General features: G+C 71.7%; 26 protein-coding genes. 9 read left to right on the top strand and 17 right to left on the bottom strand.

Annotation, left to right across the window (positions count from 1 at the left end; genetic code table 11):
* Positions 1 to 52: 52 nt before the first annotated feature.
* From NOSIN_RS17815 to NOSIN_RS17850, 8 genes are all read right to left on the bottom strand, one after another.
* Entirely contained in the window at positions 53 to 919 is an 867-nt protein-coding gene (locus NOSIN_RS17815; RefSeq protein ID WP_077691835.1) for a glycosyltransferase family 2 protein, read from the bottom strand.
* A gap of 294 nt (positions 920 to 1,213) precedes the next feature.
* A complete protein-coding gene (locus tag NOSIN_RS17820) occupies positions 1,214 to 1,984 on the bottom strand; it encodes a CDP-alcohol phosphatidyltransferase family protein (RefSeq protein ID WP_077691836.1) in 771 nt (256 codons plus the stop codon).
* Complete coding sequence (locus tag NOSIN_RS17825) at positions 1,962 to 3,011, bottom strand: iron-containing alcohol dehydrogenase family protein (RefSeq protein WP_077691837.1); 1,050 nt, start codon at positions 3,009 to 3,011, stop codon at positions 1,962 to 1,964. The genes NOSIN_RS17820 and NOSIN_RS17825 overlap by 23 nt, the downstream gene beginning before the upstream one ends.
* A gap of 5 nt (positions 3,012 to 3,016) precedes the next feature.
* Positions 3,017 to 3,748, bottom strand: coding sequence for a phosphocholine cytidylyltransferase family protein (locus tag NOSIN_RS17830; protein ID WP_077691838.1), 732 nt, complete (start codon positions 3,746 to 3,748; stop codon positions 3,017 to 3,019).
* 33 nt (positions 3,749 to 3,781) lie between these two features.
* Entirely contained in the window at positions 3,782 to 4,519 is a 738-nt protein-coding gene (locus NOSIN_RS17835) for a DUF5941 domain-containing protein (RefSeq protein WP_143832952.1), read from the bottom strand.
* Positions 4,516 to 5,328 carry a hypothetical protein gene (locus NOSIN_RS17840; RefSeq protein ID WP_077691839.1) on the bottom strand — a complete coding sequence of 271 codons (813 nt, stop codon included), beginning with the start codon at positions 5,326 to 5,328 and terminating at the stop codon, positions 4,516 to 4,518. The genes NOSIN_RS17835 and NOSIN_RS17840 overlap by 4 nt, the downstream gene beginning before the upstream one ends.
* A gap of 204 nt (positions 5,329 to 5,532) precedes the next feature.
* Entirely contained in the window at positions 5,533 to 6,429 is an 897-nt protein-coding gene (locus NOSIN_RS17845) for an ABC transporter ATP-binding protein (RefSeq protein ID WP_077691840.1), read from the bottom strand.
* The gene (locus NOSIN_RS17850) at positions 6,429 to 7,277 is read right to left on the bottom strand and encodes an ABC transporter permease (RefSeq protein ID WP_077691841.1); all 849 of its coding nucleotides are present in this window, start codon (positions 7,275 to 7,277) and stop codon (positions 6,429 to 6,431) included. Before NOSIN_RS17850 ends, NOSIN_RS17845 begins: the two co-directional genes overlap by 1 nt.
* Positions 7,278 to 7,671: 394 nt before the next feature.
* On the opposite strand from NOSIN_RS17850, the gene NOSIN_RS17855 reads away from it, so the two are divergent.
* Positions 7,672 to 8,445 carry an IspD/TarI family cytidylyltransferase gene (locus NOSIN_RS17855; protein ID WP_269087594.1) on the top strand — a complete coding sequence of 258 codons (774 nt, stop codon included), beginning with the start codon at positions 7,672 to 7,674 and terminating at the stop codon, positions 8,443 to 8,445.
* Positions 8,442 to 9,218, top strand: a complete 777-nt coding sequence (locus NOSIN_RS17860; RefSeq protein ID WP_077691843.1) for a glycerophosphodiester phosphodiesterase — start codon at positions 8,442 to 8,444, stop codon at positions 9,216 to 9,218. Before NOSIN_RS17855 ends, NOSIN_RS17860 begins: the two co-directional genes overlap by 4 nt.
* A gap of 23 nt (positions 9,219 to 9,241) precedes the next feature.
* Here the strand turns inward: NOSIN_RS17860 and NOSIN_RS17865 are convergent, their stop codons facing one another.
* The 3 genes from NOSIN_RS17865 to NOSIN_RS17875 form a co-directional block, all read right to left on the bottom strand.
* On the bottom strand, positions 9,242 to 10,270 hold the full coding sequence (locus NOSIN_RS17865; protein WP_077691844.1) for a DUF4429 domain-containing protein: 1,029 nt from the start codon (positions 10,268 to 10,270) through the stop codon (positions 9,242 to 9,244).
* A 113-nt stretch (positions 10,271 to 10,383) separates the two neighbouring features.
* Positions 10,384 to 11,379, bottom strand: a complete 996-nt coding sequence (locus tag NOSIN_RS17870; RefSeq protein ID WP_077691845.1) for a glycosyltransferase family 2 protein — start codon at positions 11,377 to 11,379, stop codon at positions 10,384 to 10,386.
* 125 nt (positions 11,380 to 11,504) lie between these two features.
* Complete coding sequence (locus NOSIN_RS17875; protein ID WP_077691846.1) at positions 11,505 to 11,747, bottom strand: TM2 domain-containing protein; 243 nt, start codon at positions 11,745 to 11,747, stop codon at positions 11,505 to 11,507.
* Positions 11,748 to 12,082: 335 nt separating this feature from the next.
* Between NOSIN_RS17875 and NOSIN_RS17880 the strand changes: the two genes are divergently transcribed.
* The 3 genes from NOSIN_RS17880 (at position 12,083) to NOSIN_RS17890 (ending at position 15,854) form a co-directional block, all read left to right on the top strand.
* The gene (locus tag NOSIN_RS17880; RefSeq protein ID WP_077691847.1) at positions 12,083 to 13,576 is read left to right on the top strand and encodes an LCP family protein; all 1,494 of its coding nucleotides are present in this window, start codon (positions 12,083 to 12,085) and stop codon (positions 13,574 to 13,576) included.
* Between the two features lie 22 nt (positions 13,577 to 13,598).
* Positions 13,599 to 14,291 carry a YIP1 family protein gene (locus tag NOSIN_RS17885; RefSeq protein WP_077691848.1) on the top strand — a complete coding sequence of 231 codons (693 nt, stop codon included), beginning with the start codon at positions 13,599 to 13,601 and terminating at the stop codon, positions 14,289 to 14,291.
* Positions 14,292 to 14,522: 231 nt separating this feature from the next.
* Entirely contained in the window at positions 14,523 to 15,854 is a 1,332-nt protein-coding gene (locus NOSIN_RS17890; RefSeq protein WP_077691849.1) for a UDP-glucose dehydrogenase family protein, read from the top strand.
* Between the two features lie 101 nt (positions 15,855 to 15,955).
* Here the strand turns inward: NOSIN_RS17890 and NOSIN_RS17895 are convergent, their stop codons facing one another.
* Positions 15,956 to 17,530 (bottom strand): MFS transporter, encoded by a 1,575-nt coding sequence (locus NOSIN_RS17895; protein ID WP_077691850.1) that lies wholly within the window; start codon positions 17,528 to 17,530, stop codon positions 15,956 to 15,958.
* 69 nt (positions 17,531 to 17,599) lie between these two features.
* On the opposite strand from NOSIN_RS17895, the gene NOSIN_RS17900 reads away from it, so the two are divergent.
* Positions 17,600 to 18,175 carry a TetR/AcrR family transcriptional regulator gene (locus NOSIN_RS17900; protein WP_077691851.1) on the top strand — a complete coding sequence of 192 codons (576 nt, stop codon included), beginning with the start codon at positions 17,600 to 17,602 and terminating at the stop codon, positions 18,173 to 18,175.
* A gap of 117 nt (positions 18,176 to 18,292) precedes the next feature.
* On the opposite strand, the gene purE is transcribed toward NOSIN_RS17900, so the two are convergent.
* Positions 18,293 to 18,868: a 5-(carboxyamino)imidazole ribonucleotide mutase gene (purE, locus tag NOSIN_RS17905; RefSeq protein WP_171986605.1), complete on the bottom strand. Its 576-nt coding sequence runs from the start codon at positions 18,866 to 18,868 to the stop codon at positions 18,293 to 18,295.
* A gap of 91 nt (positions 18,869 to 18,959) precedes the next feature.
* Positions 18,960 to 20,207 carry an RNA-guided endonuclease InsQ/TnpB family protein gene (locus NOSIN_RS27495; protein WP_236743391.1) on the bottom strand — a complete coding sequence of 416 codons (1,248 nt, stop codon included), beginning with the start codon at positions 20,205 to 20,207 and terminating at the stop codon, positions 18,960 to 18,962.
* Between the two features lie 46 nt (positions 20,208 to 20,253).
* On the opposite strand from NOSIN_RS27495, the gene tnpA reads away from it, so the two are divergent.
* Positions 20,254 to 20,721, top strand: coding sequence for an IS200/IS605 family transposase (gene tnpA / locus NOSIN_RS17915; RefSeq protein WP_077693643.1), 468 nt, complete (start codon positions 20,254 to 20,256; stop codon positions 20,719 to 20,721).
* Here tnpA and NOSIN_RS17920 read toward each other — a convergent pair.
* A complete protein-coding gene (locus NOSIN_RS17920) occupies positions 20,707 to 21,888 on the bottom strand; it encodes a 5-(carboxyamino)imidazole ribonucleotide synthase (protein ID WP_077691852.1) in 1,182 nt (393 codons plus the stop codon). The two genes, tnpA and NOSIN_RS17920, sit on opposite strands and share 15 nt — an antisense overlap.
* A gap of 234 nt (positions 21,889 to 22,122) precedes the next feature.
* Between NOSIN_RS17920 and NOSIN_RS17925 the strand changes: the two genes are divergently transcribed.
* A complete protein-coding gene (locus NOSIN_RS17925; RefSeq protein ID WP_077691853.1) occupies positions 22,123 to 22,587 on the top strand; it encodes a GtrA family protein in 465 nt (154 codons plus the stop codon).
* A 98-nt stretch (positions 22,588 to 22,685) separates the two neighbouring features.
* Here NOSIN_RS17925 and NOSIN_RS17930 read toward each other — a convergent pair whose 3' ends face one another.
* Positions 22,686 to 23,711, bottom strand: a complete 1,026-nt coding sequence (locus NOSIN_RS17930) for a CPBP family intramembrane glutamic endopeptidase (protein WP_077691854.1) — start codon at positions 23,709 to 23,711, stop codon at positions 22,686 to 22,688.
* A gap of 404 nt (positions 23,712 to 24,115) precedes the next feature.
* On the opposite strand from NOSIN_RS17930, the gene NOSIN_RS17935 reads away from it, so the two are divergent.
* Positions 24,116 to 25,255 carry an Mrp/NBP35 family ATP-binding protein gene (locus NOSIN_RS17935; protein WP_077691855.1) on the top strand — a complete coding sequence of 380 codons (1,140 nt, stop codon included), beginning with the start codon at positions 24,116 to 24,118 and terminating at the stop codon, positions 25,253 to 25,255.
* A gap of 115 nt (positions 25,256 to 25,370) precedes the next feature.
* Here NOSIN_RS17935 and NOSIN_RS17940 read toward each other — a convergent pair whose 3' ends face one another.
* The gene (locus NOSIN_RS17940; RefSeq protein ID WP_077691856.1) at positions 25,371 to 26,438 is read right to left on the bottom strand and encodes a S1C family serine protease; all 1,068 of its coding nucleotides are present in this window, start codon (positions 26,436 to 26,438) and stop codon (positions 25,371 to 25,373) included.
* Positions 26,439 to 26,531: the final 93 nt, after the last annotated feature.

The following is a 26,531-nucleotide window of genomic DNA, read 5'->3' on the forward strand; positions in this document are numbered from 1 at the left end:
TCCTGGGTGTCCGGCCCCTCCGTGCCGTTGGGACCGGGTGCGGCGGCCCCGGTCAGATGATCGGGGGGCGCCCGGCGCGGGCCATCCGCCAGGCCGTCGCCCAACTGATCGGGGTGCGCGGACCTGCGTTCTCACGCCAGCCCTCGCGAAAGCCCGCGAACCAGGAGCGCAGGGCGGGCCGGCTTCGCTCGCGCAGCACTGTCAGCCCCATCCAGGTCGCCAGGTAGACCAGGGCGAGGAGCCACGGCAGGTTGCGCCGGGCCAGCCACACCCGGTTGCGGGCGTTGAGCCGGTAGAAGTTCTCGTGCCGGGTCGGCGCCACCGCCGGGTGGTACATCACCGCTTCGGCGTCGTACTCGATCCAGTAGCCCGCGTCCATGATCCGCCAGGCGAGGTCGGTCTCCTCGTGGGCGTAGAAGAAGTCGCCGGGCAGGCCGCCCCCCGCCTCGAAGGCGGTGCGGCGGATCGCGCACGCCCCGCCCAGGAACGTGGTCACCGCGCTCGACCTGCGTGGATCCCCCACACGCAGGCGCGGCACGTGGCGGCGCTGGTCGGGGCCGCCGTCGGGGTCGGCGATCCGGAAGGACAGGGCGCCCAGTGACGGGTCGGCGGCGAAGCGCTCGCGCACGTGGCGGGCCAGGTCCGTGGAGCGGTACCAGCCGTCGTCGTCCAGGAACAGGATGATGTCGCCCCTGGTCGCCCGCACACCGTGGTTGCGCCCCTCGGGAATACCCACGTTCTCCGGCAGGCGCACCCGGGTGACGCCCTCGGGCAGGTCCGGCAGGTCCGCGCCGTTGCCGACCACGACGACCTCGACGTCCGCGTCCTCCTGCTCGAACACACTGGTGATCGCCCGGCGCAGTTCCGCGGGGCGGTTGCCCATCGTGAGCAGGACGCAGGACAGGGTTGGCACGGACACCTGGGGGTGGCTCCGTTCGGCTCGGGGTGCTCGGGAGCGCTCGTCCCCGGGCACACGGGAGGAGGCCTCGGCACCGGGGTTTCCGGAGCTCGACGAGGACGGAGTCACGGGTGTGGCCATGCTTGCGACCGTTCAGTGGACGACATGTTGCGGGAAGGTTGACACACGCCAACGCTCGCAGGGACAGACTAACGAAAGCATAAACAGAAGGTGTACGGGGCCGTGAACAGGGTAACCTGCCCGGCCCCGTACATGACGTCACCGTCACTGGCGCGTTATCCGTGTCACCGGGAGCTATTCGAGGCGGCGTGAGGCGAGCACGCTCACGAAGTGCGCGAAGCTCATCAGCGCCCCCACGGCGGCACACGCCGCCACGAGGAACCGGGTGGCCGCCAGGTCGCCGAGGAGGGCGTCCACGACGGCCGCCACCACGATGATCAGGGACAGCTCCACCGCCTGGATGAGGCGGTGCACCATGAGCGCCGAGGCCGCGCGGCGGGCCAGGCTCAGACCGGACGAGCGCGGACGCATCGCCTCGTCCGAGACCTTCTCCGGCAGGCCCGCCTTGGCGCGTGCCACCACGACGTTGTCGGTCTCGGCCTTGATCAGCGCGACACCGATCGCGGCGGCCATGCCCAGGATGACCCAGCCGCCCGCCTCCCACTCGCCCTGGGCGCGCACGCCCAGCCCGATCAGGAGCGCGATCTCGGACACGTAGTGGCCGATCCGGTCCAGGTAGATCCCGGCCACGCTGGTACGGCCGGTGTAGCGGGCCACCTCGCCGTCGGAGCAGTCCAGCAGCAGGTACACCTGCACGAACAGCGCCGCCACGATCGCCGACCACAGGCCGCCGAAGGCGACCACGACCCCGGCCAGCACCCCGAACGCCATCATCAGGTAGGTGATCGGGTTGGGCGGGACACCGAGCCGGACGAAGAACGTGGTCAGGTACGGGGAGAGGTCGCGCATGTAGAGGCGGCCCGCCCAGTGCTCCTCGTTCGTTCTCTCCTTGATGCCGACGGGCTGCCCGCCCGCGCGGACCTCAGCGACCGACGGCTTCGACATAGTCCTTGACGCTCCGTCCGATCTCGTCCCTGGAGAGCTCCAGGTGTTCCAGGATGGTGAACCGGCCCGGACGGGTGCCCGGCGCGTGGAACACCGCCTGCGCGAACGCCGCGTCGTCGAGTCCGACGTCGGAGGGCACGATGGGCAGGCCGTGGCGGACCAGGCAGTCGCGGATCTCGTGCATCCGCGCCTCCGACCAGCCCATGTGCCGCACCCGCAGGAAGGACGCGTACAGCGCGCCCAGCCCGGCGAGCTCGCCGTGGTTGCTGGTACCCGGGTAGAGCTGGGTGACCGCGTGCAGGATCTCGTGGCACGCGCCGCTGGCCGGGCGGCTGGACCCGGCCACCGACATGGCCATGCCCGAGAGCACCAGCCCCTCGGCGAGCACCGTGAGGAAGGCGTCGGAGTCCACCGAGTCGGGCCGGTGCAGCACGGCCTCGGCCGCGACCCTGGCGAAGGTGACGGCCATGCCGTCCACCGGCTCGCCGTTCACACGGCCCGCCAGCTCCCAGTCCTCGATGGCGGAGATGTTGCTGATCACGTCGCCGACCCCGGAGCGGACCAGGTGGGGTGGGGCCGCACGGACGTAGTCCACGTCGATGACCACGGCGATGGGCATGGTCACGCCGATGGACGGCTTGCCGCCCTCGTGCTCCAGCGAGCTGACGGGGGAGGCGATGCCGTCGTGCGCCAGGTTCGTGGCCACGGCCACCATGGGGATGCCCGCCATGGTCGCGGCGAACTTGGTGACGTCGATGGTCTTGCCGCCGCCGATCCCGGCGACCGCCTCGTAGGCGCCGGAGCGGAGCTTCTTGCCCAGCTCGGTGGCGGCGTCGACGGTGCCCTCCTCGACCTGGAAGACCTCGCTGTTGGGCAGGTCCAGCTCCGCGGCGATCTGCGCGCCCTGACCGGGGCCCACGGCCACGGCGATGCGGCCCTCGGTGGCGATCCGCCGGTCGGCCAGCACCGTGCCCAGGGAGGCGACGGCTCCCCGCCGGACGTCGATCGCCAGCGGGGAGGGGAGCATACGGGCTAGTAGCGGCATGCGATCTCCCTCGCCTTGGCCAGGTCGTCGTGGTCGTCGACCTCGACCCAGTCCACCTTGCCGATGGGCGCCACGGAGACCTTCTCCCCGCGGTTGACCAGCTCCTGGTAGCCGTCCTCGTAGTACAGCTGCGGGTCGCGCTCCCAGGTGGCCTTGAGGGCGTCGGCGAGACGGGAGCCGAGGGAGCCCTCGATGAGGGTGGCGCCGATGTACTCGCCCGCGGCGGTGGCCGGGTCCATGAGCTTGGTGATGCTGCGCAGGTGGCCCCCCTCGTCCAGGGTCACCTTCATCTCCTCTTCGGCGAGGCTTTTCACGTTGTCCACCGCGAGGAGCAGTTCCGGACCCCGTGCGGCGAGTAGCGTTTCCTCGACGCTCACGGGGTGGACGGTGTCACCGTTGACGAGGAGGACGCCCTCGGAGAAGAACTCGCGCGCGGTCCACAGGGAGTAGGCGTTGTTCCACTCCTCCGCCTTGTCGTTGTAGCTGAGGGTGAGGCGGACGCCGTGGCGCTCCTCCAGGGCCTCCTTGCGCTCCTCGACCGCCTCGGCGCGGTAGCCGACCACGACGACGACGTCGGTGAGCCCGGCCGCCGCCAGGTTGCGCAGCGAGATGTCCATGATGGTCGTCTCGCCGTCGACGGGCACCAGGGCCTTGGGAAGGGTGTCGGTGTAGGGGCGTAGACGGCGCCCCGCGCCTGCGGCGAGAACCATTCCGAGCATGAGGGTGTGTTCCTCCTTAGGTCGGGAAGGCTCTCACGCCTCCCCGTTCGTTCCGGCGGCCGGTTGGCCTCCGTCTGCGTGGCCTGTCCTGGTGGTCTCGGAACCCGACCGGCCGGCACCTCCGTCACCGGGGGCGGCGCCGGCGCGCACGTCGGCCACGGGTGTCGCACTCCAGGTGCGCACGGCCTCGCGGACGAGCAGCACTGCCAGGTATCCGGCGAGTATGCCGTAAACGGGGGTGAGCGTGTGAAACGCACCCCCGACCGCTGTGACGAGCATGCGGCCGTCCCAGCCCAGAGCCGCGGCGCGCACGCTCTCCGGCCGGACCGTTCCGGCCGCGGGACGTGCCGCTTCGTCGCGGTGATGGCAGACGACCACCACCAAGAGTACGAACACCAGGGGACCCGGTACGCCGGACGCCAGGCCCAGGACCGACAGGTACCCGTACTCGGTGAGGCGCAGGACGGGTGGCACGAGCCGGTCGAACCGTCCGTCGTGGGGATGGCCCGAGGCCAGTCCGGACAGTAGCAGGGCGGCGACCGGTGCGAACAGGGTAATGCCTGCCAGCCGTCCTTGGTCCGCCGCGAGGAGCGTTCCGACGACCAGGGCCCCGGTGAGCGCGGAGAGCAGGGGCGGCACGGCCCCCGGGGCGATCCCGCCGAGCAGGCGGGAGAGGCGGCTGTCGTCACGGAGGATCCGCAGGTCGGGGCTGACCGGGTCGACCTCCCCCCGGTACCGCGCCTCCCCGTGTCCCCCGCCTCCCGCGTTCACCGGCGCGCCCCGTGGTCGGCCGGATCGGCGAACCGGGCGGTGACCGCGACGGCGCAGCCGACGACGAGGGTGACGAAGGTGACGCGCGCGTCCCACAGCGTGGCGGTGACCGCGACGGTCAGGAAGCGCGCGGGCTGGGGGAAGGAGAGGAGGCGGCGGACCGGCGCGGGCGTGGCCGCGGCGGGGTGCCCGGGGCTCCCTCCGGGTCTGTTTCCCCCGTTCCCGGCGGACCGCGTCCTCGCTTCCTCGGAGGCCGTGACCACGGTGGTGCCGAACAGGCGTGAGGTCAGCACGGGGTCGCTGACACGTGATCCCTGGGGCGGCCGTGGCGCGAGATCACTCAGGAGGCCGCCAGTTCGCCTCTGGGCGGAGGGGGCGGGCCGTTTCGACTCCTGGCCCGGCCACGGGGCCGCCGGGGCGGATCCGGCCGTCAGGAGCGAGTCGCGCAGGGCCAGCGCGACGAGGGCGCCCGCCGCCCACCCCCACGCACCGTCGATCCCGGCGGCCACGGCGCCGAACGCCAGCCCGAGGTGGACCGTGTACTCGCGCAGCCGCGAGAGCATCGCCGTGAGCCAGAGGGTGAGCGCGTCGCGGCGGTGGGCGCGCATGCGGTCGCGGACCGCGTCGCAGAACAGGACCGCGCCCAGGAACGCCGATCCCGCCAGGCCGCCGACCGTGTCGGCCCGGGAGAACCAGACCGCGGCTCCGACCGCCGTCAGGACACTGATCCGGGTCACCCCGGCCCGGGTGAGGTGTCCGCGTTCCAGCGTCCGCGCGACCAGCCGCGCCACCGTGCCGCCTTCGGCCATGGACGTGCCCCTCCCCCAGCTCTGCTGAGAGACACCGTTTCTCACGGTGTGTGGTCATTCAACCACTGACACGCCCCGCCGTCGCCGAGCCCTCGTGGAGGGGACGCGGCCCCTTGCCGAACGGGCGCCGGACAGGAGAGCGCGCACCACCGCGTCCTCCGGTGGTGCGCGCTCCGGGAACTCGTCCGAGCGGGACGGGACCGTTCAGGCGGCCTGGCCGCCGTCGCCGCCGTCGGTCCCCTTCCGGTCCTGTTCCGCCTGCTTCTTGGCCTCCGCCGCCCGCTTCTTCTTCTCCGCGTCGCGCTTCTCGCGCTCGTCGATCTCGGCCTTGGTGTCGTTGTTGTAGGCGGTGAGCGCGGCGTCGATGTCGGTGTCCAGGGCGAGACCGCCGTCCTTGACGTACAGGCCGCGGTTGCAGAACCGGCGCAGGTCCTTCTCGTTGTGCGACACCAGGACCATCGTGCGGTTGTTGGCCAGCATCCGGTCGATGGCCTCGTAGCACTTGCGCTTGAACGCCTTGTCACCGACCGCGAGCACCTCGTCGACCAGCATGATCGGGTGCTCCAGTTGCGAGATCAGCGCGAAGCCGAGCCGCACCTTCATGCCGCTGGAGTAGTGGCGCACCGGGGTGTCCACGAACTTCGCCTTGATCTCGGCGAAGTCGACGATCTCGTCGAAGCGCTCGTCGATCTGCTTCTCGGTCATCCCGTGCAGGGAACCGACCAGGTACACGTTCTCGCGGCCGGTCAGGTTGTCGTTGAACCCGGCGCGCAGCTCCAGCAGGGGGGCGACCTTGCCGTGGACGTGCACCTCGCCCTCGTCGGGGAGGAGCACCCCCGCGATCAGCTTGAGCAGGGTCGACTTGCCGGTGCCGTTCTTGCCGACGATGCCGACGCACTCGCCCCGGTCGATCTCGAACGTCACGTCCCGCAGCGGCCAGAACTCGTCGCCCTCGGCGTTGGGGTCGCGCTTGGTGCCGTGGATGAACATCTCGCGCAGGCTGCGCTTGCGGCGGCGGTTCACGGCGAACTTGACGCCGAGCCCCTTGGCCTCGATGACCGGCCCGGTGGTGAGCCCGGCGCCGTAGGTCGTGTGCGCCATCACAACTCCTTCAGGACGGACATCTCCAGGCGGCGGAACGTCCAGTATCCGATGATCAGCATCAGGATCGAACCGACCACCGATGAGGTCAACGCCAGAGTGGTCGGGGTGAGTTCCTCGAAGCCCGAGAACCACACGGCACGGTGCATCTCGAAGATACCCAGCAGCGGGTTGATCTGGTACAACGTCTTGGCCCAGTCCGGGACGGCGTCGGAGCCGAGCACCAGCACGGCCGGGAAGAGGATCGCCGAACCGTAGAACAGCAGGCGCGAGATGATGCGCACCAGGCGCTCCACGTCGCGCAGCAGCACGTTGACCGCGGACAGGAACAGGGTGAGGCCGAGCCCGAACGTGAACTGGAGCACGATGGCCAGCGGCAGCCAGAGGAGCACGCCCTCCCACGAGGGCCTGCCGCCGAGGAAGATCACGAAGAGGATCAGCACCGGCCAGGTGAGCAGGTACTCGATCAGCTTCGTGCCCACGGTGGCCGTGGGGAAGATCTCCCGGGGCACCTTCATCGTGGTGATCAGCTTGGAGTGCGTGATCATCGCGCGCGGCGCCTCGGACATGATCGCCCCGAAGGTGTTCCACGGCAGGATCCCGGCCACGAGGAACAGCAGGAAGCCGCCCTGGACCTTCGCGTCCTCCGGCATGCCCCGGGTGGCGTTGAGGATGACGCCGAAGACGAAGAAGTAGACCATCGTCAGAGCCAGGGGCTCCAACATCGTCCACGCGTACCCCAGTACGGACTGCTGGTACTTGACCTTCAGGTCGCGCCGGACCAGGAGGCCGACGACCTTCCGGTGCTCCCAGACGGCCAGCGCCCTTGACGCCACCGCCACCTCCAAGGATTGATTCCCGTCCGGTCCACGGTGTGCCGGACAGGCGTGCTCGTGCTCGTACTCGCCTGTGCGCACCGGCCGACATACGCGGTCCACCCCGTATGCGTGTCGATACGGGGGAGCGTGTCCGGGCGACCGGGGGATGTCACGGACCGCGCCCGGCTCCACGACCTCCCTCTGGGAGGCCTCTGTACCGGGCTACGCCATACAGGCGTCCATAGGTTACCGCCGCGAACGACGGGTCGCGCCATCCCACCCGTCACGATTGTGTGGTTTTGCCCCCTCGCCTGGTGTGACCCCGCCGGACTCCCCGGTGACCCGCGGGACGGCCCGCGGGACGGCGGACCCAGGTGTTCCGCTAGCCTCGGCCGAGGTTGCGACGGAAGAGGGGTACGGGGCCGTGGACGACGGAAGAGACAGGGCGACGCGTCCGCGCGTGATCGCGGCGGTTCTGGCCGGAGGGGTCGGCGCCCGGATGGGCGCCTCCTCCCCCAAGCAGCTCATGACCCTGGCGGGGCGGCCGGTCATCGAGCACACGATCGCCGCGTTCGAGGCGTGCCCGGACGTGGACGAGATCGTCGTGCTCATGGTGGAGGAGTACCTGGGGCGGGTCGGGGACATCGTCGCCGCGGCGGGGTTCACCAAGGTCGGCGCGGTGCTCCCTGGCGGCGCGACCCGCACCGAGACCTCCCGCGCCGCCCTGGCCGCGGCGGGCCGCGCCGCCGACACCGACCTGGTCCTGCTGCACGACGCCGCGCGTCCGCTCGTGCGCCCGGCCACGATCAGCGCGTGCGTGTCGGCGCTCGGGGAGGCGGGCGCGGTCGGGGTGGCGGTGCCCAGTGCCGACACCGTGGTCCGGGTGGCCCCGGGCCGGTCCGGCGGCGAGGCGGTCACGCAGGTGCCGCCGCGCGCCGAGCTGCGCAGGATGCAGACCCCGCAGGGCTTCCGGCTCGGTGTGGTCCGCCGCGCCTACGAGCTGGCGGCGGCCGACCCGGACCTGGTGGCCACCGACGACTGCGGCGTGGTGCTGCGCTACCTGCCGGAGGAGGAGGTGCGGATCGTGCCGGGCGAGGAGGCCAACATCAAGGTGACGAACCCGGGCGACATCGAGATCGCCGAGACGCTGCTGCGCCGGGCGCGCGCACGCACGGCCCCGACGGAGGTGGACGCGTGAGCCGGGTGTTCGAGGCGACCGAGGTGATCGGCCACCGCGGCGCGGGCCGCGGCGTGGTCGACGGCGTCCGGGAGAACACGGTGGAGTCCTACGCCGCCGCGGCGCTGGCCGGGGCGGACTGGGTCGAGATCGACGTGCGCCGCACCGTGGACGGGGCGCTGGTGCTCCACCACAACGCCGCCCTGGACGACGGCCGGATGATCGTCGACCTGACCGCGCGCGAGTGCGCCGGAGCCGGGCTGGTCGGTCTGGACGAGGGTCTGGAGGCGATTCCGGAGGGGGTGGGCCTGGACGTGGACGTCAAGTCGGTGATGGAGGACGCGGTCGACGCTCCGTCACGGCGCACCGTGTCCCTGCTCCTGCCGTACCTGCGCCGCGAGGCGCGGCGCCGCCGCGTGTTCGTCTGCTCCTTCGACCCCGGTGTCCTGCTGGCCGTCCGGGACGGGGCTCCCGGGATCCCGACGGCGTGGATGCCGTTCGTGCGCAATCCGCTGGACCAGGCGGTGGCGGGCGCCGCCGGCCTGGGGTGCCCGGTCGTGGCGATCGACGCGCGTTCGTTCGGACTGACCGGGGACGCGCCCCGTCCGGGCCGCCGCTCGGTGGAGTACACCGTGGACCTGGCGCACCGGGCCGGTGTCGAGGTGGTCTCGTGGTGCCCGGACCCGGTGGACACCGCCCGGTTCGCCGAGGCGGGGATGGACGCCGTCGTGGTTGACGACGTGCCCGGGGCCGTGTCCGCACTCCGGGAGCGCGCCGCCGCCGGGGGTTCCTGACCGCCGGACGCCCCGCGGACGTCTCAGATCCGGCCGAGGAGCTCGGCCTTCTTGGCGGAGAACTCCTCGTCGGTGAGCAGTCCCCTCGCGTGCAGCTCACCCAGGCGCTCGATCTGCCGGAAGACCCACTCGGTGTCGGCGCCCCCGCGTACCCCGCCGGAGGCGCCCTCCTCCCGCGCCGGGCGGTCCACCGACGGGCCCTCCGCGGCCGGGGGCTCGGCGCGTGCGCCTCCCACACCGCCGATCTGGCCGACGGCCCTGGCCTTGTCCAGCCACCAGCGCGGGTCCCTGAGGCCGGCGACCGGGTTCCCGGTCTCCCGGCCGCCGGAGCCCGGCCTCGCACCGGCCCACATGTGCGCGGTGATGGTGGCGGCCATCAGCAGGGCGTCGAAGGTCTGCGCTCCCTCGTCGGCGAGGAGGACGTTGAGGTCCTGTCTGAGCCTGGTGGAGCCCTCCCTGGCGCTGTTCGCGGTGGCCACCCGCAGGTAGCCCCACTCCCAGCCGTCGGAGGGCGTCCACTCCACACCGGTGATCTCGGCGAGGTCGTACTCGCGGCGCTGGGCCCTGCGCTTGCGGCCTCCGGCCCGGGCGCCGGACCAGACCAGGCGCACACCGGAGTCGTCGACGGTCGCGGTGCCCTCGGAGGTCTGGATGTGGAGGGGGAGCCTGGGCACCAGGCGGAGAACCGTGTCGGGGGCCGGGGGTTCGGTGTGCCGCTCGGCGGCGAACCGGGTCTGGTCGGCCAGGTACTCGGCGACGAGCTCACTCCTGGCGGGGCCGGTGAGCCGGAAGGGCTGGGACTCCTCCCTCAGTGCCGCCCCGACGGCCGTGTAGGGGTCCATCCGGTCGCGCAGGCGCAGTCGGAGGACCCAGCCCCTCCTGCGGTCGGCTCCGGGCCGGAAGTCGACCCCGGCGATCGCGGCCACGGGGAGTTCGAGTCGGCCGATCCTCCTGAGCAGGGGGTCCTTGGACCAGCCCGTGCCCTCGTACCTGATGGCGACCGACTCGCCGTCGAACACCCAGACGGCCTGGTCGCCGCGCAACTCGTCCATGGCTCCCGCCTCTTCCGCTCCCACTGCCCTCTGCCTAGCAGAAGGACCGCTCCCGTCACCAGAGCGGACGGGGGCCGGAACCGGTCGGCGGGGCGGTTCCGCTGCGGCGGCCCTCAGGTGCGGGTGGCCTGCGCGGTGCGCGAGTCCGAGCCGAGCCCGGGGGGACTGGTGACGAACCCGGCGCCCCACGACATGTGCATGGTGGCCAGCGCGAGCGGGATCATCGGCAGGCTGGCGGCGGGCAGGCCGCGGCCGAGCGGCACCGAGGCGGCCGTGACCAGGAGCAGGTAGGCGGCGGGAACCAGGAACAGCGGCCAGAGGAGGAAGCCGCCGACCAGCCCGACGACCACTCCGGCCAGGGCCACGGGCGGGGCCAGGTAGCGAAGGTTGATCGTCCCCTTGTGCTGGCGGGCGACCACCCGGCGCCAGCGGCCGTAGTGGAAGTACTGCTTGGCGAGCAGGCGCACGTTGCGGCGGGGACGGTAGGAGACCCGCATCCGGGGCTGGAACCACACCGTGCCGCCGGTGGTGCGGATGCGGTGGTTCATCTCCCAGTCCTGGGCGCGCAGGAACGCCTCGTCGTAGCCGCCGACCCGCTCCAGCGCCGAGCGCCGGAAGACGCCGAGGTAGACGGTGTCGACGGGACCGCCCTCGCCACCGGTGTGGAAGCGCGCGTTGCCCACGCCCACGCGGGAGGTCATCGCGGCGGCGACGGCCTTCTCCCAGGGGGTCGTGCCCTCGGCGGCCATGATGCCGCCGACGTTGTCGGCGCCGGTCTCCTGGAGCGTCTCGACGGCCACCCGCAGGTAGTCCGAGGGCATCATGGCGTGCCCGTCGATACGGGCGACGATGTCGTGCGAGGAGGCCGCGATGGCGGCGTTGAGCCCGGAGGGGGTCCTGCCGGTGGGGTTGTCGACCACCTTCACCCGCGGGTCCGCGGCGGCGATCCCGTCGGCGACCTCGCGGGTGCGGTCCGAGGAGGGGCCGACCCCGAGCACGACCTCCAGTTCGCCCGGGTACTCCTGGGCGAGGACGTGCTCCACCGCGGCGGCGAGGTGGCGCTCTTCGTTGAGTACGGGCATGACGACGGAGACAGGCGGCCAGGACACGGGCACTTCCCAGGGTCAAGACGTGTCGGAACTGCGCAGGGACTCGCCGTGCGCGCGTCAACGGTACTGCACCACCACGGCCCGCCGGCCCGGCGGAGTTCCGCCGGGCCGGATCGAGCCGGTGCTCAGCCCTGGTTCTTGACGGGCAGGCCCTCCGAGTCCTTGAACGAACCGACGATGATCATGATCAGGTCGATGAGCGTCCACACGCCGGCGCCACCGCAGGTGACGATCATGAGGATGGCCGTACCGGTCTTGCCGGTGTAGAAGCGGTGGGCCCCGACCACGCCGAGGAAGAAGCACAGCAGGAGGGCGGTGAGCCAGCTTCGGCTGGAGACGGCCTCGGGGTGGGACTGCTGGTAGGTCACTGGGACTCCGGGGGAAATAGAAATCAAACAGGGAATGGTGATACCGGTACGCGGCGGGGTGTCCGATGCGGCCCCGGTATCAGGGTCTCTCGCTCGGCGCGCACAGAATCATACTATCTTTCATGTTTAAACTATAATTTAGGTCACGGAGCAATATCAGATACGCCTCAAGGTCGGATCACGCGCGGAACTGTTCCACCGCTCGCCGCGTCCCATGTACGGGGTGCACGCCCAAAGGGGAGGACAACACGCCGGGAGTTGACATCTCGCGCTCTTGGGCGCAACGGGTGACAACCTAGGGATAAGGACACCGTTGATGTGGGACGGGGACGCCGATGAGCGACGACAGCGCGGGACGGCACGGACCAACGGAGGGGTTCCACCGCGAGCGCTCGCAGCCGCTTCCGCCCGAGCGCTCCCCCAGGTCCGGGCGGGTGACCGTGCCCAGTCCCGCCGCCCGGCGCCGCCGTACCGGCCTGCTCCTGGTGAGCGCGCTGTCGGTACTGGTCCTGTTCGCCTCGGGAACCTCGTGGGCGCTCACCGGCTGGATGTCGGGGGCCCTGAACCGGTTCGACGTGTTCGGCGGGCTCTCCGAGGAGGACCGCCCCGAGCCGACCGGCGGGCTGACCTTCCTGGTGATCGGCTCCGACAGCCGTGACTCGATCAGCCAGGAGGCCCAGGAGGACCTGAGCGTGGGCCACACCCCGGGCCAGCGCTCCGACAGCATGATGCTGGTGCGGCTCAACCACGACCGCGACCGCGTCACCGTCGTGGGCATCCCCCGGGACCTGTGGGTGGACGTCCCCGGCCACGGCCCGGACAAGGTCAACGCCGCCTACGGCCTCGGCGGCCCGCAGTTGGCCGTGCGGACCGTGGAGTCGCTGACCGACGTCCGCATCGACCACTACGTCGAGGTGGACTTCCAGGGCTTCGTGAACGTGGTGGACGCGCTGGGCGGTATCGAGGTGTGCCTGCCCGAGCCGATCAGGGACCCCAAGGCCCAACTGGACATGGCGGCGGGCACGCACCATGTGGACGGGGCCGAGGCCCTGGCCTTCTCCCGTACCCGTGCCACCTCGCGGGGCGACCTGGACCGGATCGAGCGCCAGCAGCAGGTCCTGTCCGCGATGCTCGACAAGGCGATGAGCACCGAGACCCTCTCCAACCCGGCCAAACTGACCGATTTCGTGAACAGCGCCCTGTCATCGGTGACCGTGGACGAGGGGCTGGACACCCGCACGATCAACGACCTCGCCTACCAGATGCGCGACCTGAGCATGGACTCGGTCACCTTCACCCAGGTGCCCCTCTCCGACACGGAGTACTGGACACCGCACGGGAACGTCGCCCTGCTGTGGGACGAGCCCGCCGCCCGCGAGCTGTTCGCCGCGATCCAGGCCGACAAGCCGATCGCCGACCCCTCGCAGGAGTCCGGGAAGGGGTCCGAGCCGCGGCCCGGCGACATCCGGGTCCAGGTGTTCAACGGGAGCGGCGCGCCGGGCCTGGGCGCGCGGCTGGACGGCACACTGGCCTCCTCGGGGTTCCAGGTGACCGCTCCGGCGCAGAACTGGAGCTCCAGCAACGTCTCCACGACCCAGGTGCGGCACGGGTCCGGCGACCGGGCCGAGGCCGAGTACCTGGCCGAGATGATCCCGGGCGCGGAGACGGTGGAGGACGGCACCCTGAACGGTGAGCTGCAGATCGTGATCGGATTCAACTACACGGCGTTCGAGGCCCCGAAGTCCGAGGACACCGCGCCGAAGGGGGAGCCCTCCTCCGGCGGGGGTTCCACGGCCGTCTCGACCGCCCGGGAGAACATCTGCGGATGATCCCGAGCAAGGAGGATTCACCGTGCTCCACCACCTGGTCGGACTGCTCGTCGGCGTTGCCTTGGCCCCCGTGCTGTGGATCGCCGCCGCCTGGTCCGCCGACCTGGTCCCACGCGTCGCCGAGGGCGACGTGACCGTGGCGACGGTGTCGTCGGTGGTGGTGCTGTGCCTGGTGGGGGCCGCGTGCGCCTACCTCGTGGCCTCCCGGGTCTCGCCGCTGGTCGCCGGGGCCGCCGGGGCCCTGCTCGCGGCGCTGTGCCTGTGGCCGGCCGTGCACCCGGCGTCCATGGAGGCGGCGCTGTCCTGGTTGAGGGAGGACAGCTTCCTGTACCCGTCGGGCACCGGCCTGGCCGTGGCCCTGCCGCTGGGGGTCCTTCTGCTGCTGTCCGCCGTGGCACCCCTCCGGTGGCGGGCCGCCCACGGCGCGGACACGCTCCCCGGCGGCCCGGGCGCGGTCGGCGCCGGCGGGGAGGAGTACGGCCCTGTGGCGCGCGGGGCCGGTCCGGCCGACCCCCCGTGGGACGGCGCGGGCGGCGACACCCTTCCGGAGGCGGTTCCCGACCCCGTGCCGCCGCCGGTCCCGGGCAGCGGCTCCGAGGGCGACCCGGACAAGACCACCACGCCCTTCAGCCGCGGTGGGAGCGGCGCCACGTGGACTCCCCTGGACGACGGGCGGAAGAAGGAGGCCAGGACCCCGTGGGGCCGTCGGCGCTGAGCCGCGTCCCCGTGCCGGGGGGTCGCGGACCCACCGGTAACCTGAGCGCCTGACTGTTCACTCGGTGTTCGGTCATGTGCCACACCCGGACGCGTAAGGTGATGCTTCGCGCCCCGGATACCACCCGTAGGCCGAACCATGTCCGTTTTCTGCCCTGGAACAGGGTGTTGACCGCCTTCAGCGGGCACAACCCCACACGGGAGCGGACGAAAGCGAGGAAGGACACCGCCAGTGATCGAAGCGGACCGTATGCGCGTCTCCGTCATCGGTACCGGATACCTGGGTGCCACCACCGCGGCCTGTCTGGCCGAGATGGGGTTCGAGGTCCTGGGCGTCGACGTCGACGAGGCCAAGATCGACATGCTCCGCTCCGGCAGGGTGCCCTTCTACGAGCCCGGCCTCGACGAGCTGCTCACCGCCAAGCTCGCGACCGGGCGCCTCCGCTTCACGACGTCCTTCACCGAGGCCGCCGAGTTCGCCGACCTGCACCTGATCTGCGTGGGCACCCCGCAGCGCGACGACTCCGGCGCCGCCGACCTGCGCTATGTGAACTCCGCGGTGGACCAGTTGGCCCCGCACCTGACCCGGCCCTCCGTGGTCGTGGGCCGCTCCACCGTCCCGGTGGGCACCGCCGCGACCCTGGCCGCCCGGCTGGCCGCGCTGGCCCCCGTCGGCGAGGAGGCCGAGCTGGGGTGGAGCCCGGAGTTCCTGCGCGAGGGCTTCGGCGTGAAGGACACGCTGCACCCGAACCGGATCGTGATCGGCACCGACTCCCCCCGGGTGGAGAAGGCCGTACGGGCCCTGTGGCAGCAGCAGATCGACGACGGCGCCCCCTTCCTGGTGACCGACCTCCAGACCGCGGAGCTGGTCAAGGTCGCGGCCAACGCCTTCCTGGCCACGAAGATCTCCTTCATCAACGCCATGGCCGAGGTGTCGGAGGTGGCCGGTGCCGACGTCATCCAGCTGGCCGAGGCGCTCTCCTACGACGACCGCATCGGCGGCAAGTTCCTCGGGCCGGGCCTGGGCTTCGGCGGCGGCTGCCTGCCCAAGGACATCCGCGCGTTCATGGCGCGCGCCGACGAGCTGGGCGTGGAGCCCGCGCTGTCGTTCCTGCGCGAGGTGGACGCGATCAACCAGCGCCGCCGCGCGCGCACCATCGACATCGCCCGCCAGTTGATCGGCGGCAGTTTCGCCGGTCGCACGGTGACCGCGCTGGGCGCGGCGTTCAAACCCAACTCCGACGACATCCGCGACTCGCCCGCGCTGGACGTGGCCTCCACCATCGCCTCGCTGGGCGCTCAGGTGACCGTGTACGACCCGGCCGCGCTGGAGCGGGCCCGCGAGGCGCACCCGGAGCTGAACTACGCGGACTCCATGCTGGCGGCCGCGCGCGGTGCCGACGTGATGCTGCTGCTCACCGAGTGGGCGGAGTTCCGCGAGGCCAACCCCGACGAGCTGGCCGAGGTCGTGGCCGGCAAGCGCATCGTGGACGGCCGCAACGCGCTCGACCCCACGTACTGGCGCGCCTCCGGGTGGACCTACCGGGCGCTGGGCCGCCAGTAGCCCCACACGCTCACGAACGGCCGGTCCCCCACGGGGGCCGGCCGTTCGGTCCTTCCCGCCGAACTGCCCGAGGACGGACCGGTCGGCGCGCTGCTGGAGGGCTACGGCCGGTCCGGTGCCCCGCGCACCGGTTCCCGCGTCCGCGGGACGGGCTCGCCGGTTCCGGCGGGCAGCCCGCGCAGGGCGGCGGCGACCAGGAGCGCCACCGCGGCCAAGACGCACGCGCCGGTCAGGGCCGCGGTGTTGACCCCCGCCGTGTAGGCGGCGAAGGCGGTGTCGAGCAGGACGTCCGGATCCTCCGAGCGCGGGGCGGCCGCCAGGGCGCCGGTGACGGTCTCGGCCGCGGCCCCGCCCGCCCCGGGCAGTTCACGCTCCATGGTGGTGCGGTAGACGGTGGCCGCGGTCGTGCCCAGGACCGCGATGCCCAGGGCCGCGCCGAACTCGGTGCTGGTCTCGGAGATCCCCGCGGCGGCACCGGCCCGCTCGCGCGCAGCGGTGGCCAGGACCAGGGTGTTGGCCAGGGTCGCGACCACGCCGACACCGCAGGTCAGCAGGGTGTAGCCGCCGACGAACACCGCCAGGCGCGTGTCCGCGCCGACGAACCCGACGACGGTGAAACCCGCCGCCCCGAGTACCAGGCCAGCCGCCATGAGCGCGCCGGGACGGCACCGGGGCGCGGCCCGGCCGGCCAGAGTGGCGCCCAGGGCCGTACCGGCGAACGTGGGCAGCGCCCACAGGGCCGCGTGGAGCGGGCTCAGTCCGTGCACCACCTGGAGGAAGGTGAAGGTCAACAACCCCAGCCCTGTGGCGGCGAAGGACACCACGGTGTTGCCGCCGACCGCGGCGGCGAAAGCGGGCCGGGTGAGGAGCGCGACGTCCACCAGGGGGTGCGCGGCGCGGCGCTGCCGGACCACGAACAGCACCAAGAGGCACGCCCCGGCCGCCAGGGCGGCGGCGGACCGGACCTCGATCCCGTGCTCGGCCACGCGCTTGGCCGCGTGGACCAGGACGAGCACCGCGGCCAGCGAGAGGCCCGCGCCCGGCAGGTCGAAGCCCTCTGCGTCCGGATTCCGCGACTCCGGGACCAGGAGGGGCGCGGCGACCACCAGCACGGCCATGAACGGCAGGTTGACGAGGAAGACCGAGCCCCACCAGAAGAACTCCAGGAGCAGCCCGCCGATGACGGGTCCGGCGACCGCGCCGCCGGTGAAGGCGACCGTCCACGCCCCGACCGCCATGCCGCGCTGCCGGAGGTCGGTGAACATGCCGCGGATCAGGGAGAGCGTGGAGGGCGCCAGCGTCGCTCCGGCCACGCCGAGCAGGACCCGCCCCGCGATGAACAGTTCCGCCGTGGACGCCAGCGCCACCAGGGCGGAGGCGGCCCCGAAGAGCACCGCCCCGGTCAGCAGCAGCCGCCTGCGGCCGACCCGGTCGCCCAGTCCGCCCATCGTGACGAGCAGCGCGGCCAGCACGAAGCCGTAGACGTCCATCATCCACAGCCACTGCGCGGCCGTGGGCGCGAGTGCCTCGGCGATGGCGGGCGCCGCGACGAAGAGCACCGAGACGTCCATGGACACCAGTAGCGCCGGGATCAGGAGGAGTACCAGCCCCGCCCAGGTACGGACGGTGCCGTGTTCGCTCCCCGCCGGAGGCGGCGGCTTCGGTGGGATTCGCATGCTTTGATCGTACGTACGTCAAAATAAGGCGTCAATATGTACGTACGTCCAAATGCTAGGATCCCGGGCATGAGCCAACGCGACGACCTCCTGGCGGGCGCCAGGAGGTGCCTGGTGGAGAAGGGCTACAGCCGCACGACCGCGCGCGACATCGTCGCCGCCTCAGGGACGCACCTGGCCTCCATCGGCTACCACTTCGGGTCCAAGGACCACCTCATGAACACCGCCGTGATCGAGGCCACCAGCGACTGGGGCGACGCCTTCGAGTCGGCCGTCGACGCCTCCCGCGCCGAGGACCCCCCGAACAGGCTGCGCGTCCTGCTCCACTCGCTGTTCCAGAGCCTGCCGGCGCAGCGCGACCTCCTCATCGCCAGCGTCCAGGCCTACGCCCAGGCCCAGTTCGACGACGGCGTCCGCGACACCCTCGCCCGGGGCATCGGCGACGGCCGCCGGGCACTGGCCGCCCTCCTCCTGGACGTGGAGCCCGAGCAGGTCGACCCCGCCGCCGTCGCCGGGCTGGGGTCGATGGCCTACAACTTCGTCACCGGATACGTCCTGCAGTACCTCGTCGACCCCGAGGCGCTCCCGAGCGTCGACCAGGCGATCGAGGGCCTGCGCGTCCTGGTCCCCGCGGCGGAGGAGTGAGGGGTCGGGGCGGAGGAACGGAGGGAGGGGCGGGGAGGGACCGGTGACGGTACCCTCCCGCCCCTCGCCGTACGTCGCGCGGCCCGCCGGGACCCGGCGGGCGTGGGGCCGTACCTCCTAGAAGCCGAACCCGGTGGGCCTCTCGCCGCCGGCGACCTCGCGGCGCAGCCGCTCGCCCTTGGCCCGGGCCTGCTCCCCGAGCTCCTCCTGGAAGCGGGCCATGCGCTCGGTCAGCCCGGGATCGCCCGCGGCCAGCATCCGCACCACCAGCAGGCCGGCGTTGCGGGCGGCGCCCACCGCCACGGTCGCCACCGGCACACCGGCGGGCATCTGGACGATGGACAGCAGGGAGTCCATGCCGTCCAGGTACTTGAGCGGCACCGGAACGCCCACCACCGGCAGGGTCGTCACCGAGGCCAGCATGCCGGGCAGGTGGGCGGCGCCCCCGGCGCCGGCGATGACCGCCTTCAGCCCGCGCCCGGCGGCCTCCGTGCCGTAGGCGATCATCTCGTGCGGCATGCGGTGGGCCGACACCACGTCGGCCTCGAACGGGATCCCGAACTCGCGCAGGACCTCGGCCGCCTCCCGCATCACCGGCCAGTCGGAGTCCGAACCCATCACGATGCCCACCACGGGGTCCCCCGCGGGACTTCTGCCCTGCTCCTGGTCCCGCCCGTTGGCGTTGTCGGTCACTAGTCGTCTCCTCGAAGTTGACATCCTCTCCCGCCTGAAGGCGGGAGAATCCAGCCAACGGAACCCGTCCGCCGCTGGTGGTAGACGCTTCTCAGCCCGCCCGACGGCGAGGGCTCCACGTCCTGGCACCCACAATGTCCTGGGGCGCTTCCTGCTTGGTCAGATACTCGACGTTGCGCGCGGCGTTGGTGTCGGCGTTCGCGATGTACCCGCACCCGGGCGCCTTGCACACGAACCGGTCCTGGGACTCACGGCTGCCCTCCGCGATCACACGGCACCGCGAGCAGCGCCGCGAGGTGTTGGGGGCGGGCACACGGACCAGGTGCCCACCCCGGTCGGCGAGCTTGTACTCCAACAAAGTGACCGTGCGCCCCCACGCCTGGCCCGCGATGGCCCGGTTCAAACCGGACTTTTGCTTGACGTTCTTCCCGGGGATGTCCACACTCCCCCGAGCCGAGCGGACCATCCCGGTGATGTTGAGGTCCTCGACCCCCACCACACCGAACTCCTCGGCCAGGCAGTGCGTCACCTTGTGCTGCCAGTCCAGGGCACGACGCTTGGCTTTCGCGCGCACCCCGGCAATCTGGTCATAGGTTCGGCGAAGCCGGTTGCTGGTCGGTGTTCCGCGATGGTGCGCACCTCGTTGGCGTGCGGCCTTCCTCTCCAGCCGACGCAGACGCTTTTCCTCACCCGGTTTCAGCCACGGCCCGTGTTCGCGGAAGGTTCCGTCCGAGAGGGCGAGCGGTTGGGCAATGCCCCGGTCGACGCCGACCCCGGGACCGGCGTGAGGTGCGGGTTCCTTGACCTCGGTGTGCAGACGCAGCACCACGTGCCAACCGTTGGCCTCCTTCACCAGCCGCGCCCCGGTGACCCTGTTCGCGGCATCGGCGTGCTTACCGACGGGCAGGTCCCTGGTCCACCGGAAACGGACCACGCCAACCTTGGGGACCTTCACGGTCCCCCACGTGCGGGTGATGCGTTGGATGGCCAGGTCACGGCCCTGAGGGATATCGATGGACATCCGGGTGCGCCACCGGGCCTTGAAGGCGGGCGGCCCTGCCCGTCCCGCCCAGCAGTTCAGCCACGCCCGGTGGTACTGCTTCAACACTTGTTGGGCGGCCTGCGCGGGTAGCGCCGCCAACCAGGGAAGGTCCTTGCGTGCGACGCGGATGGCCACGTCGGCGGCGGTGAGGGACACCCTGCGGTTCTCCGAGGCCATGCTCCACCAGGCGTGCAATAGGTTCCACAGGGCGCGGGCGGCGTGCCCTTGGCCCTCAAGGCCGGGGAGCTGGTCCTTGGCAGGGTACAGGCGCACCTTGTGGCCGCGTTCACGCTTCACATGCCACCTCCCCGGCTGGCTTGCGCTTTACCCTACCATTTGGTCCATGTCACCACGCTGGGAAGGAAATCCCAACATTCGCAGGGGTGCACATGTCGCCTATAACCTTCATGCAAATTTGGTGTTCGTCACCAGGCACCGGGGAGAGGTTTTCACCGAACCCATGCTGGAGCGGTGCGAAGAGATCATGCGCAAAGTGTGCGCCGACTTCGACGCCGAACTCAAGGAATTCAACGGGGAGCGCGATTACGTCCACCTGCTCGTGCACTACCCGCCCAAGGTCGCGCTGTCCAAGCTGGTCAACAGCCTCAAAGGGGTCAGCTCCCGCTACCTGAGGCAGGAGTTCACCTACCAGGTGGACCGCAACATCATGCACGGCCGGTTCTGGTCGGGGTCCTACTTCGCCGGGTCGTGTGGCGGGGCGCCCCTGGCCGTCGTGCAGCGGTACATCGAAAGCCAGGGGCGTCCCGGGCCGCAGCCCGAGGGCAGGTGGAGCGGTTCACCCACCGACTGAAGCCGGTGGCACTCTCGTGGAGGAGAGGTAGGTGGCGGCGTCCCGGGCGCGCTCCAGGAGGTTCCGGTGGTCCTCGCCCATCACGGTGACGTGCCCGATCTTGCGGCCCGGACGCACGTCCTTGCCGTAGAAGTGCACCTTCACCTCGGGGTCCTCGGCCATCACGTGCAGGTAGCGGCGGTAGACCTCGGGGTCCTCGCCGCCCAGCACGTTGGCCATGACGGTGTAGGGGGCGTTGGTGCGCGGCGAGCCCAGCGGCAGGTTCAGCACGGCCCGCAGGTGCTGCTCGAACTGGGAGGTGCGCGCGCCCTCGATGCTCCAGTGGCCGGAGTTGTGCGGGCGCATGGCCAGTTCGTTGACGACCACGTCGTCGGCGGTCTCGAACAGCTCCACCGCCAGCATCCCGGTCACGTCCAGCGCCTGGGCGACCTCGATGGCCAACTGCTGGGCGCGGACGGCCTTCGTCTCGGAGAGTCCCGGGGCGGGGGCGATCACCTCGTGGCAGATGCCCCCGCGCTGCACGGTCTCCACCACGGGGTACACGGCGACCTGCCCGTGCGGGGACCGGGCGACCTGCACGGCCAGTTCCCGTGAGAAGTCGACCCTCTCCTCCACCAGGAGCGGCACCTCCTCGGCGGCGGCGCGGTCCACGACCTCGCGGGCCTGCTCCGCGCCGTCCACGATCCACACGCCCTTGCCGTCGTAGCCGCCCCGCGCGGCCTTGAGGACGACCGGCCAGCCGCCCCCCTCCTCGGCGAAGCCGGCCACGTGGTCCAGGGTGGTGACGGCCCGCCAGCGCGGCGAGGGGGCGCCCAGCTCGGTCATGCGCGTGCGCATGCGCAGCTTGTCCTGGGCGAAGCGCAGGGCGCCGCGGCCCGGGCGCAGCAGCCCGCCCGCCTCCTCCACCGCGCGCAGGACGGGCTCCGGCACGTGCTCGTGGTCGAAGGTGACCACGTCGTTGGCCTTGGCGAAGGCCAGGACGTCGTCGAGGCCCCGGTCGTCGCCCAGGACGACGTCACCGCAGACCAGCGCGGCGCTTTCGGCGGGACCGGCCGCCAGCACCGAGAAGTCGACACCCAGTCCGATGCCCGCCTGGTGGGTCATCCTGGAGAGTTGGCCACCTCCCACCATTCCCACGCGGGGGACGGTGCGGTTACGCTCGCTCACAGTTCCTCAACTCACATGCTGCTCGTCAACCGCGGTGACGGGACGGCCCCGCGCACGGCGGGACCTGGCCGGTTCGGCTCGGAACCCGCGGCCGGGGTCCTTGCTCCAGTCCCCGGCTAGAGTCTAGGGCGTGCGCGTGTGGCGGTCCCAACCCCCACCGCCCGGTCGGCGCCGCCAGGCGGCGGCCCGTCCGACGCGAGAGCCGCCCCGACCCCCGCCAGGAGGCACAGGCCCGTGCGTGACTTCCTCGTCCGCCATCCCAGACTCGCGAAGCTCGCGCGCGAGGTGGGCAGGTTCGGCTCCGTGGGGGCCGTGGCCTACGTGGTGCAGTTGGGAACGACCAACCTGCTGTGGAGCGCGGCGGGGGCCGGCCCCCTCACCGGCCAGGTGATCGGAACGCTGTGCTCCATCGGGGTGGCCTTCGCCGGCAACCGGTTCTGGACCTTCGGCGACCGCGCCCGTACCGGCTACGGCCGTGAGACGGTGCTGTTCCTGGCCATGAACGGCGTCGGGATGCTGATCCAACTGGCCTGCCTGGGCTTCTCGGTGTACGTGCTGGACCTGGACGGCCCGCTGGCGCACAACATCGCGGGCAACGTGGTGGGCGTGGGCCTCGGCACGCTCTTCCGGTTCTTCTCCTACCGGACGTGGGTCTTCCCCGAGCAGCCCGAGAGCCCCCCGCGCGAGCCGGTCCCGTAACCGCCCGGCGCCGCGGCCGGAGGCGCTCGCCGGGAGGCGTCCACCAGCCGGAGGGGAGAACCGGTCCCCGTCACACGGCGACGGCTTCGGCCGGCCCGCTAGGGCGTGCGGCCGAAGGCTCCGTCGGCGCTCCTGCGACGCACTCCGCGGCGGCCCGCCAGCCACGCCACCATCAGCGTGTACAGCCCCACCTGGGCCAGCGTCAGGAGCAGGACCAGCGGCGAACCCGCTCCCAGCGGCAGTCCGGAGCCGACCACCAGGCCCGTGCCGATCTGCTCCATGCGCCCCTCGAAGACGCACAGCGTGAACTGCACGAGGCTGTTGACCACGTGCAGGCCGATCGCGGCCTCCAGGCCGCCGGTGCGCCAGGTCAGCCAGGCCGCTCCCAGCCCCATGACCGAGAGGGCCGCGGTCGTCCACACCTTGTCCGGGTGCGCGGCCAGGTACAGCGCCGCGAACAGGGTGCCGCTGGCCAGGATGGCCGGCCCCGGGGAGCGCAGCACCCGCGACACCGCCGACGCGCCGCCCCGCTCGCCGGACCGGGCACCGACCGCGCCCACCATCTGCATGAGCAGACCGCGCATGGTGAGTTCCTCGGCCGCCGACTGGAACGGCACCAACAGCACGATGACCGTCATCGCCGCGGCGAACACCTCGGTCCCTCCGGACGCCTCACTGGGCACCAGGCCCGGCTGGAGGAGCTTGGCCAGGGGCAGGAACGCCGCGGCGCACAGGGCGACCGGGACGATCGCCACCACCGTGCAGCGGGCCAGCCAGCCCCAGCGCAGACGGCCCTCCACCGACAGCAGGGAGCCGACCCTGCGCCACTGCACCACGCGCACGAGGAAGAGGACTATGGGTATGAACAGCGCCGACGTCAGCAGGCCGAAGGCCATCTCGGCGATCGTGCTGAGGGTGACCGAGTCCGGGGCCAGACCGCTGCCGCCGATGATCGCCACGATCGTCACGGACAGGATGATCGCCATCCACAGGAAGAACACCAGCACCGCGAGGACGGCCAGGGTCAGCGGCGTGGACCACCAGCGGAAGCGGGAGGTGCGGCCGAGCCTGTGGTAGGACTCACCCTCGGGGAGTTCCGCGCAGGCGAACTGGTTGGTGCGCACCGGTCTCGGCGGCGGCCAGGCCCACACGGACGGATCCGCGCCGGGCACGGGCTGGCCCCCCGGCGGCGTCAGTCTTCCCCCGCCCGGCGGGCCCGCCCAGGTCTGCTCCTGCGTGTAGGACCCGGCGGCCCGCCCCGCCGGCCCCTCGGGCTTTGCGGGCCAGGACGAACCAGGCGGTGGCGGCACATTTCCCATCGTGCGCCGAGACTACTATCCGGGCATGTATCGCCAGCGTTAAGGCCACGCCGTTACCACCCGGACACGGTACGAACAAGCCGGTGGACGTGACCCGCGCCCGTACCGTTCCCCGGAATGCGGAGTGTGCCGCCGCCGTTGAACGGAGTGGCCCGTCGGAGCGACACCGCAGGCCGTTGACCCCGTCCCGCTGACCTACGATTGGGCACATGTCCTCCACACCATCCACCGAGCAGGTGCACGAAGCCCTGACCACGGTGCAAGACCCGGAGATCCACCGTCCCATCACCGACCTAGGCATGGTCAAGAGCGTCGACATCGCCGATGACGGTGTCGTGAGCGTCGGCATCTACCTCACGGTGGCTGGATGCCCGATGAAGGGCCGTATCGAGAAGGACGTGACCGAAGCGGTGACCAAGGTCGCCGGGGTCACCGCCGTGCGCGTGGAACTCGACGTGATGAGCGACGAGCAGCGCAAGGAGCTCCAGACCAAGCTGCGCGGCGGCCAGGCGGAGAAGGAGATCCCCTTCGCCAAGCCGAACTCGCTCACCAGGGTCTTCGCCGTCGCCTCCGGCAAGGGCGGCGTCGGCAAGTCGTCCATCACGGTGAACCTGGCCGCGGCCATGGCCGCCCAGGGCCACAAGGTCGGTGTCGTCGACGCCGACATCTACGGCCACTCGGTACCGCGCATGCTCGGCGCGGCGGACTTCCCGACCAAGGTCGAGGACATGATCCTGCCGCCCACCGCACACGGCGTCAAGGTCATCTCGGTCGGCATGTTCACCCAGGGCAACCAGCCCGTGGTCTGGCGCGGCCCGATGCTGCACCGCGCGCTTCAGCAGTTCCTGTCGGACGTGTTCTGGGGCGACCTGGACGTCCTGCTGATGGACCTGCCCCCGGGCACCGGTGACATCGCCATCTCCACCGCGCAGCTCCTCCCGAGCGCCGAACTGCTCGTGGTGACCACCCCGCAGCAGGCCGCCGCCGAGGTCGCCGAGCGCGCGGGCGCCATCACCGCCCAGACCCACCAGCGGATCACGGGCGTGATCGAGAACATGTCGTACTACACGCCCCCGGGCGGCGGGGAGCCGGTGCACCTGTTCGGCGAGGGCGGTGGCCGCAGGGTCGCCGACGGCCTCGGCAAGACCCTGGGCACGAACATCCCGCTGCTGGGCCAGGTGCCGCTGGACACCCGCCTTCGCGAGGGCGGTGACGAGGGCAAGCCCCTGGTGCTGACCGAGCCCGAGGCCGAGGCCAGCAAGGTGATCGTCTCGATCGCCGACACGCTGGTCGGGAAGCCGCGCGGGCTGGCCGGCATGCAGCTGGGCATCTCCCCGGCGGGCCGCTGACCCGTTTCCCTCCGGCCCGCGCCGGACAACGTGTGCGAGGCCCCCGAGCGCCGCTCGGGGGCCTCGCGCGTGCGTCGGTTCGGGGCCTCGCGTGTGCGTCGGTCCGCGCGCCCGGTCAGTCCTCGCCGGACGAGCCCAGCGTCACCACGGCGGTCTCCCCCGCTCCGTCGCGCTCGTACCCGACCTCGACCTCGGCGCCCGGGCTGAGGCCGCGCAGCATCGCGAGCAGCTCCTGGCCCGAGTCCACCCGGTCTCCGTCCAGGGAGACGATCACGTCGCCGGACCGCAGGCCCGCCTCGTCGGCCGGACCGCCCTCCTCCACCGCGTCGGAGCCCTCGGCGATGACCGCGCCCGCGATCGGGCTGTCCAGGTCGATGTCGGCCCCGATGTCGGCGTAGTCGGCCTCGCCGTGCCCGATGAGCCGTTCCACGACCCGTTTGACCTCGCTCGACGGGATCGCGAAGCCCAGGCCGATGTTGCCCGAGGGCTCACCCATGTAGCCCATGGTCACGATCATCGAGTTGACCCCGATGACCTGCCCCCGCAGGTCCACCAGCGGACCGCCGGAGTTGCCCGGGTTGATGGCGGCGTCGGTCTGCAACGCGTAGAAGCGGCTGGCGCCCTCGCCCTCCCCGGAGGTGACCGGGCGGTTGACGGCGCTGATGATGCCCTGCGTGACGGTCGTGTTGAGGCCCAGGGGCGCGCCGATGGCGATCACCTCGTCACCGACGATGACCTGCTCGGAGTCGCCGAAGTCCAGCGGTTCGACCTCGATCGGGTCCTTCAGCGACAGCACCGCGAGGTCGGAGCTGGGGTCGGAGCCGACCACGGAGGCGTCGGAGCGGCTGCCGTCGCTGTACTCCACGACGATGCCGCCCTCCTCCAGTTCGGAGGAGACGTGGTCGTTGGTCACCACGTGGTCGCCGTCGATGACGAACCCGGACCCGCCTCCCTGGACCCGGGGGTCGGAGCTCTGGACCGCCACCACGCTCGGGCTCACCCGCTGGGCCACGCCCGCGATGCTGTCGGGGTCGCGCTCGGGGGCCTCCGGCGGCGGCTCGTTGATGACCGGCCCCTCCTCCGGCCGCGCCTCGGCGGTGTCGAGGCCGCTGAGGAGGGTGCCCGCGACGCCTCCCGCGCCACCGGCGATGAGCGCGACGACGAGCATGCCGGACAGCGCCATCCACACCGGGATGCCGCGCCCCCGGGCCTTGGCGGGCCGCGGTGGGCGGCCGTACTGAACCTGTTGGGGTTGTTGGGGCTGTTGGCTCTGAGG

The sequence above is a fragment of the Nocardiopsis sinuspersici genome (genome assembly GCF_001998325.1).
In the GTDB taxonomy this organism is placed as follows: Bacteria; Actinomycetota; Actinomycetes; order Streptosporangiales; family Streptosporangiaceae; genus Nocardiopsis; species Nocardiopsis sinuspersici.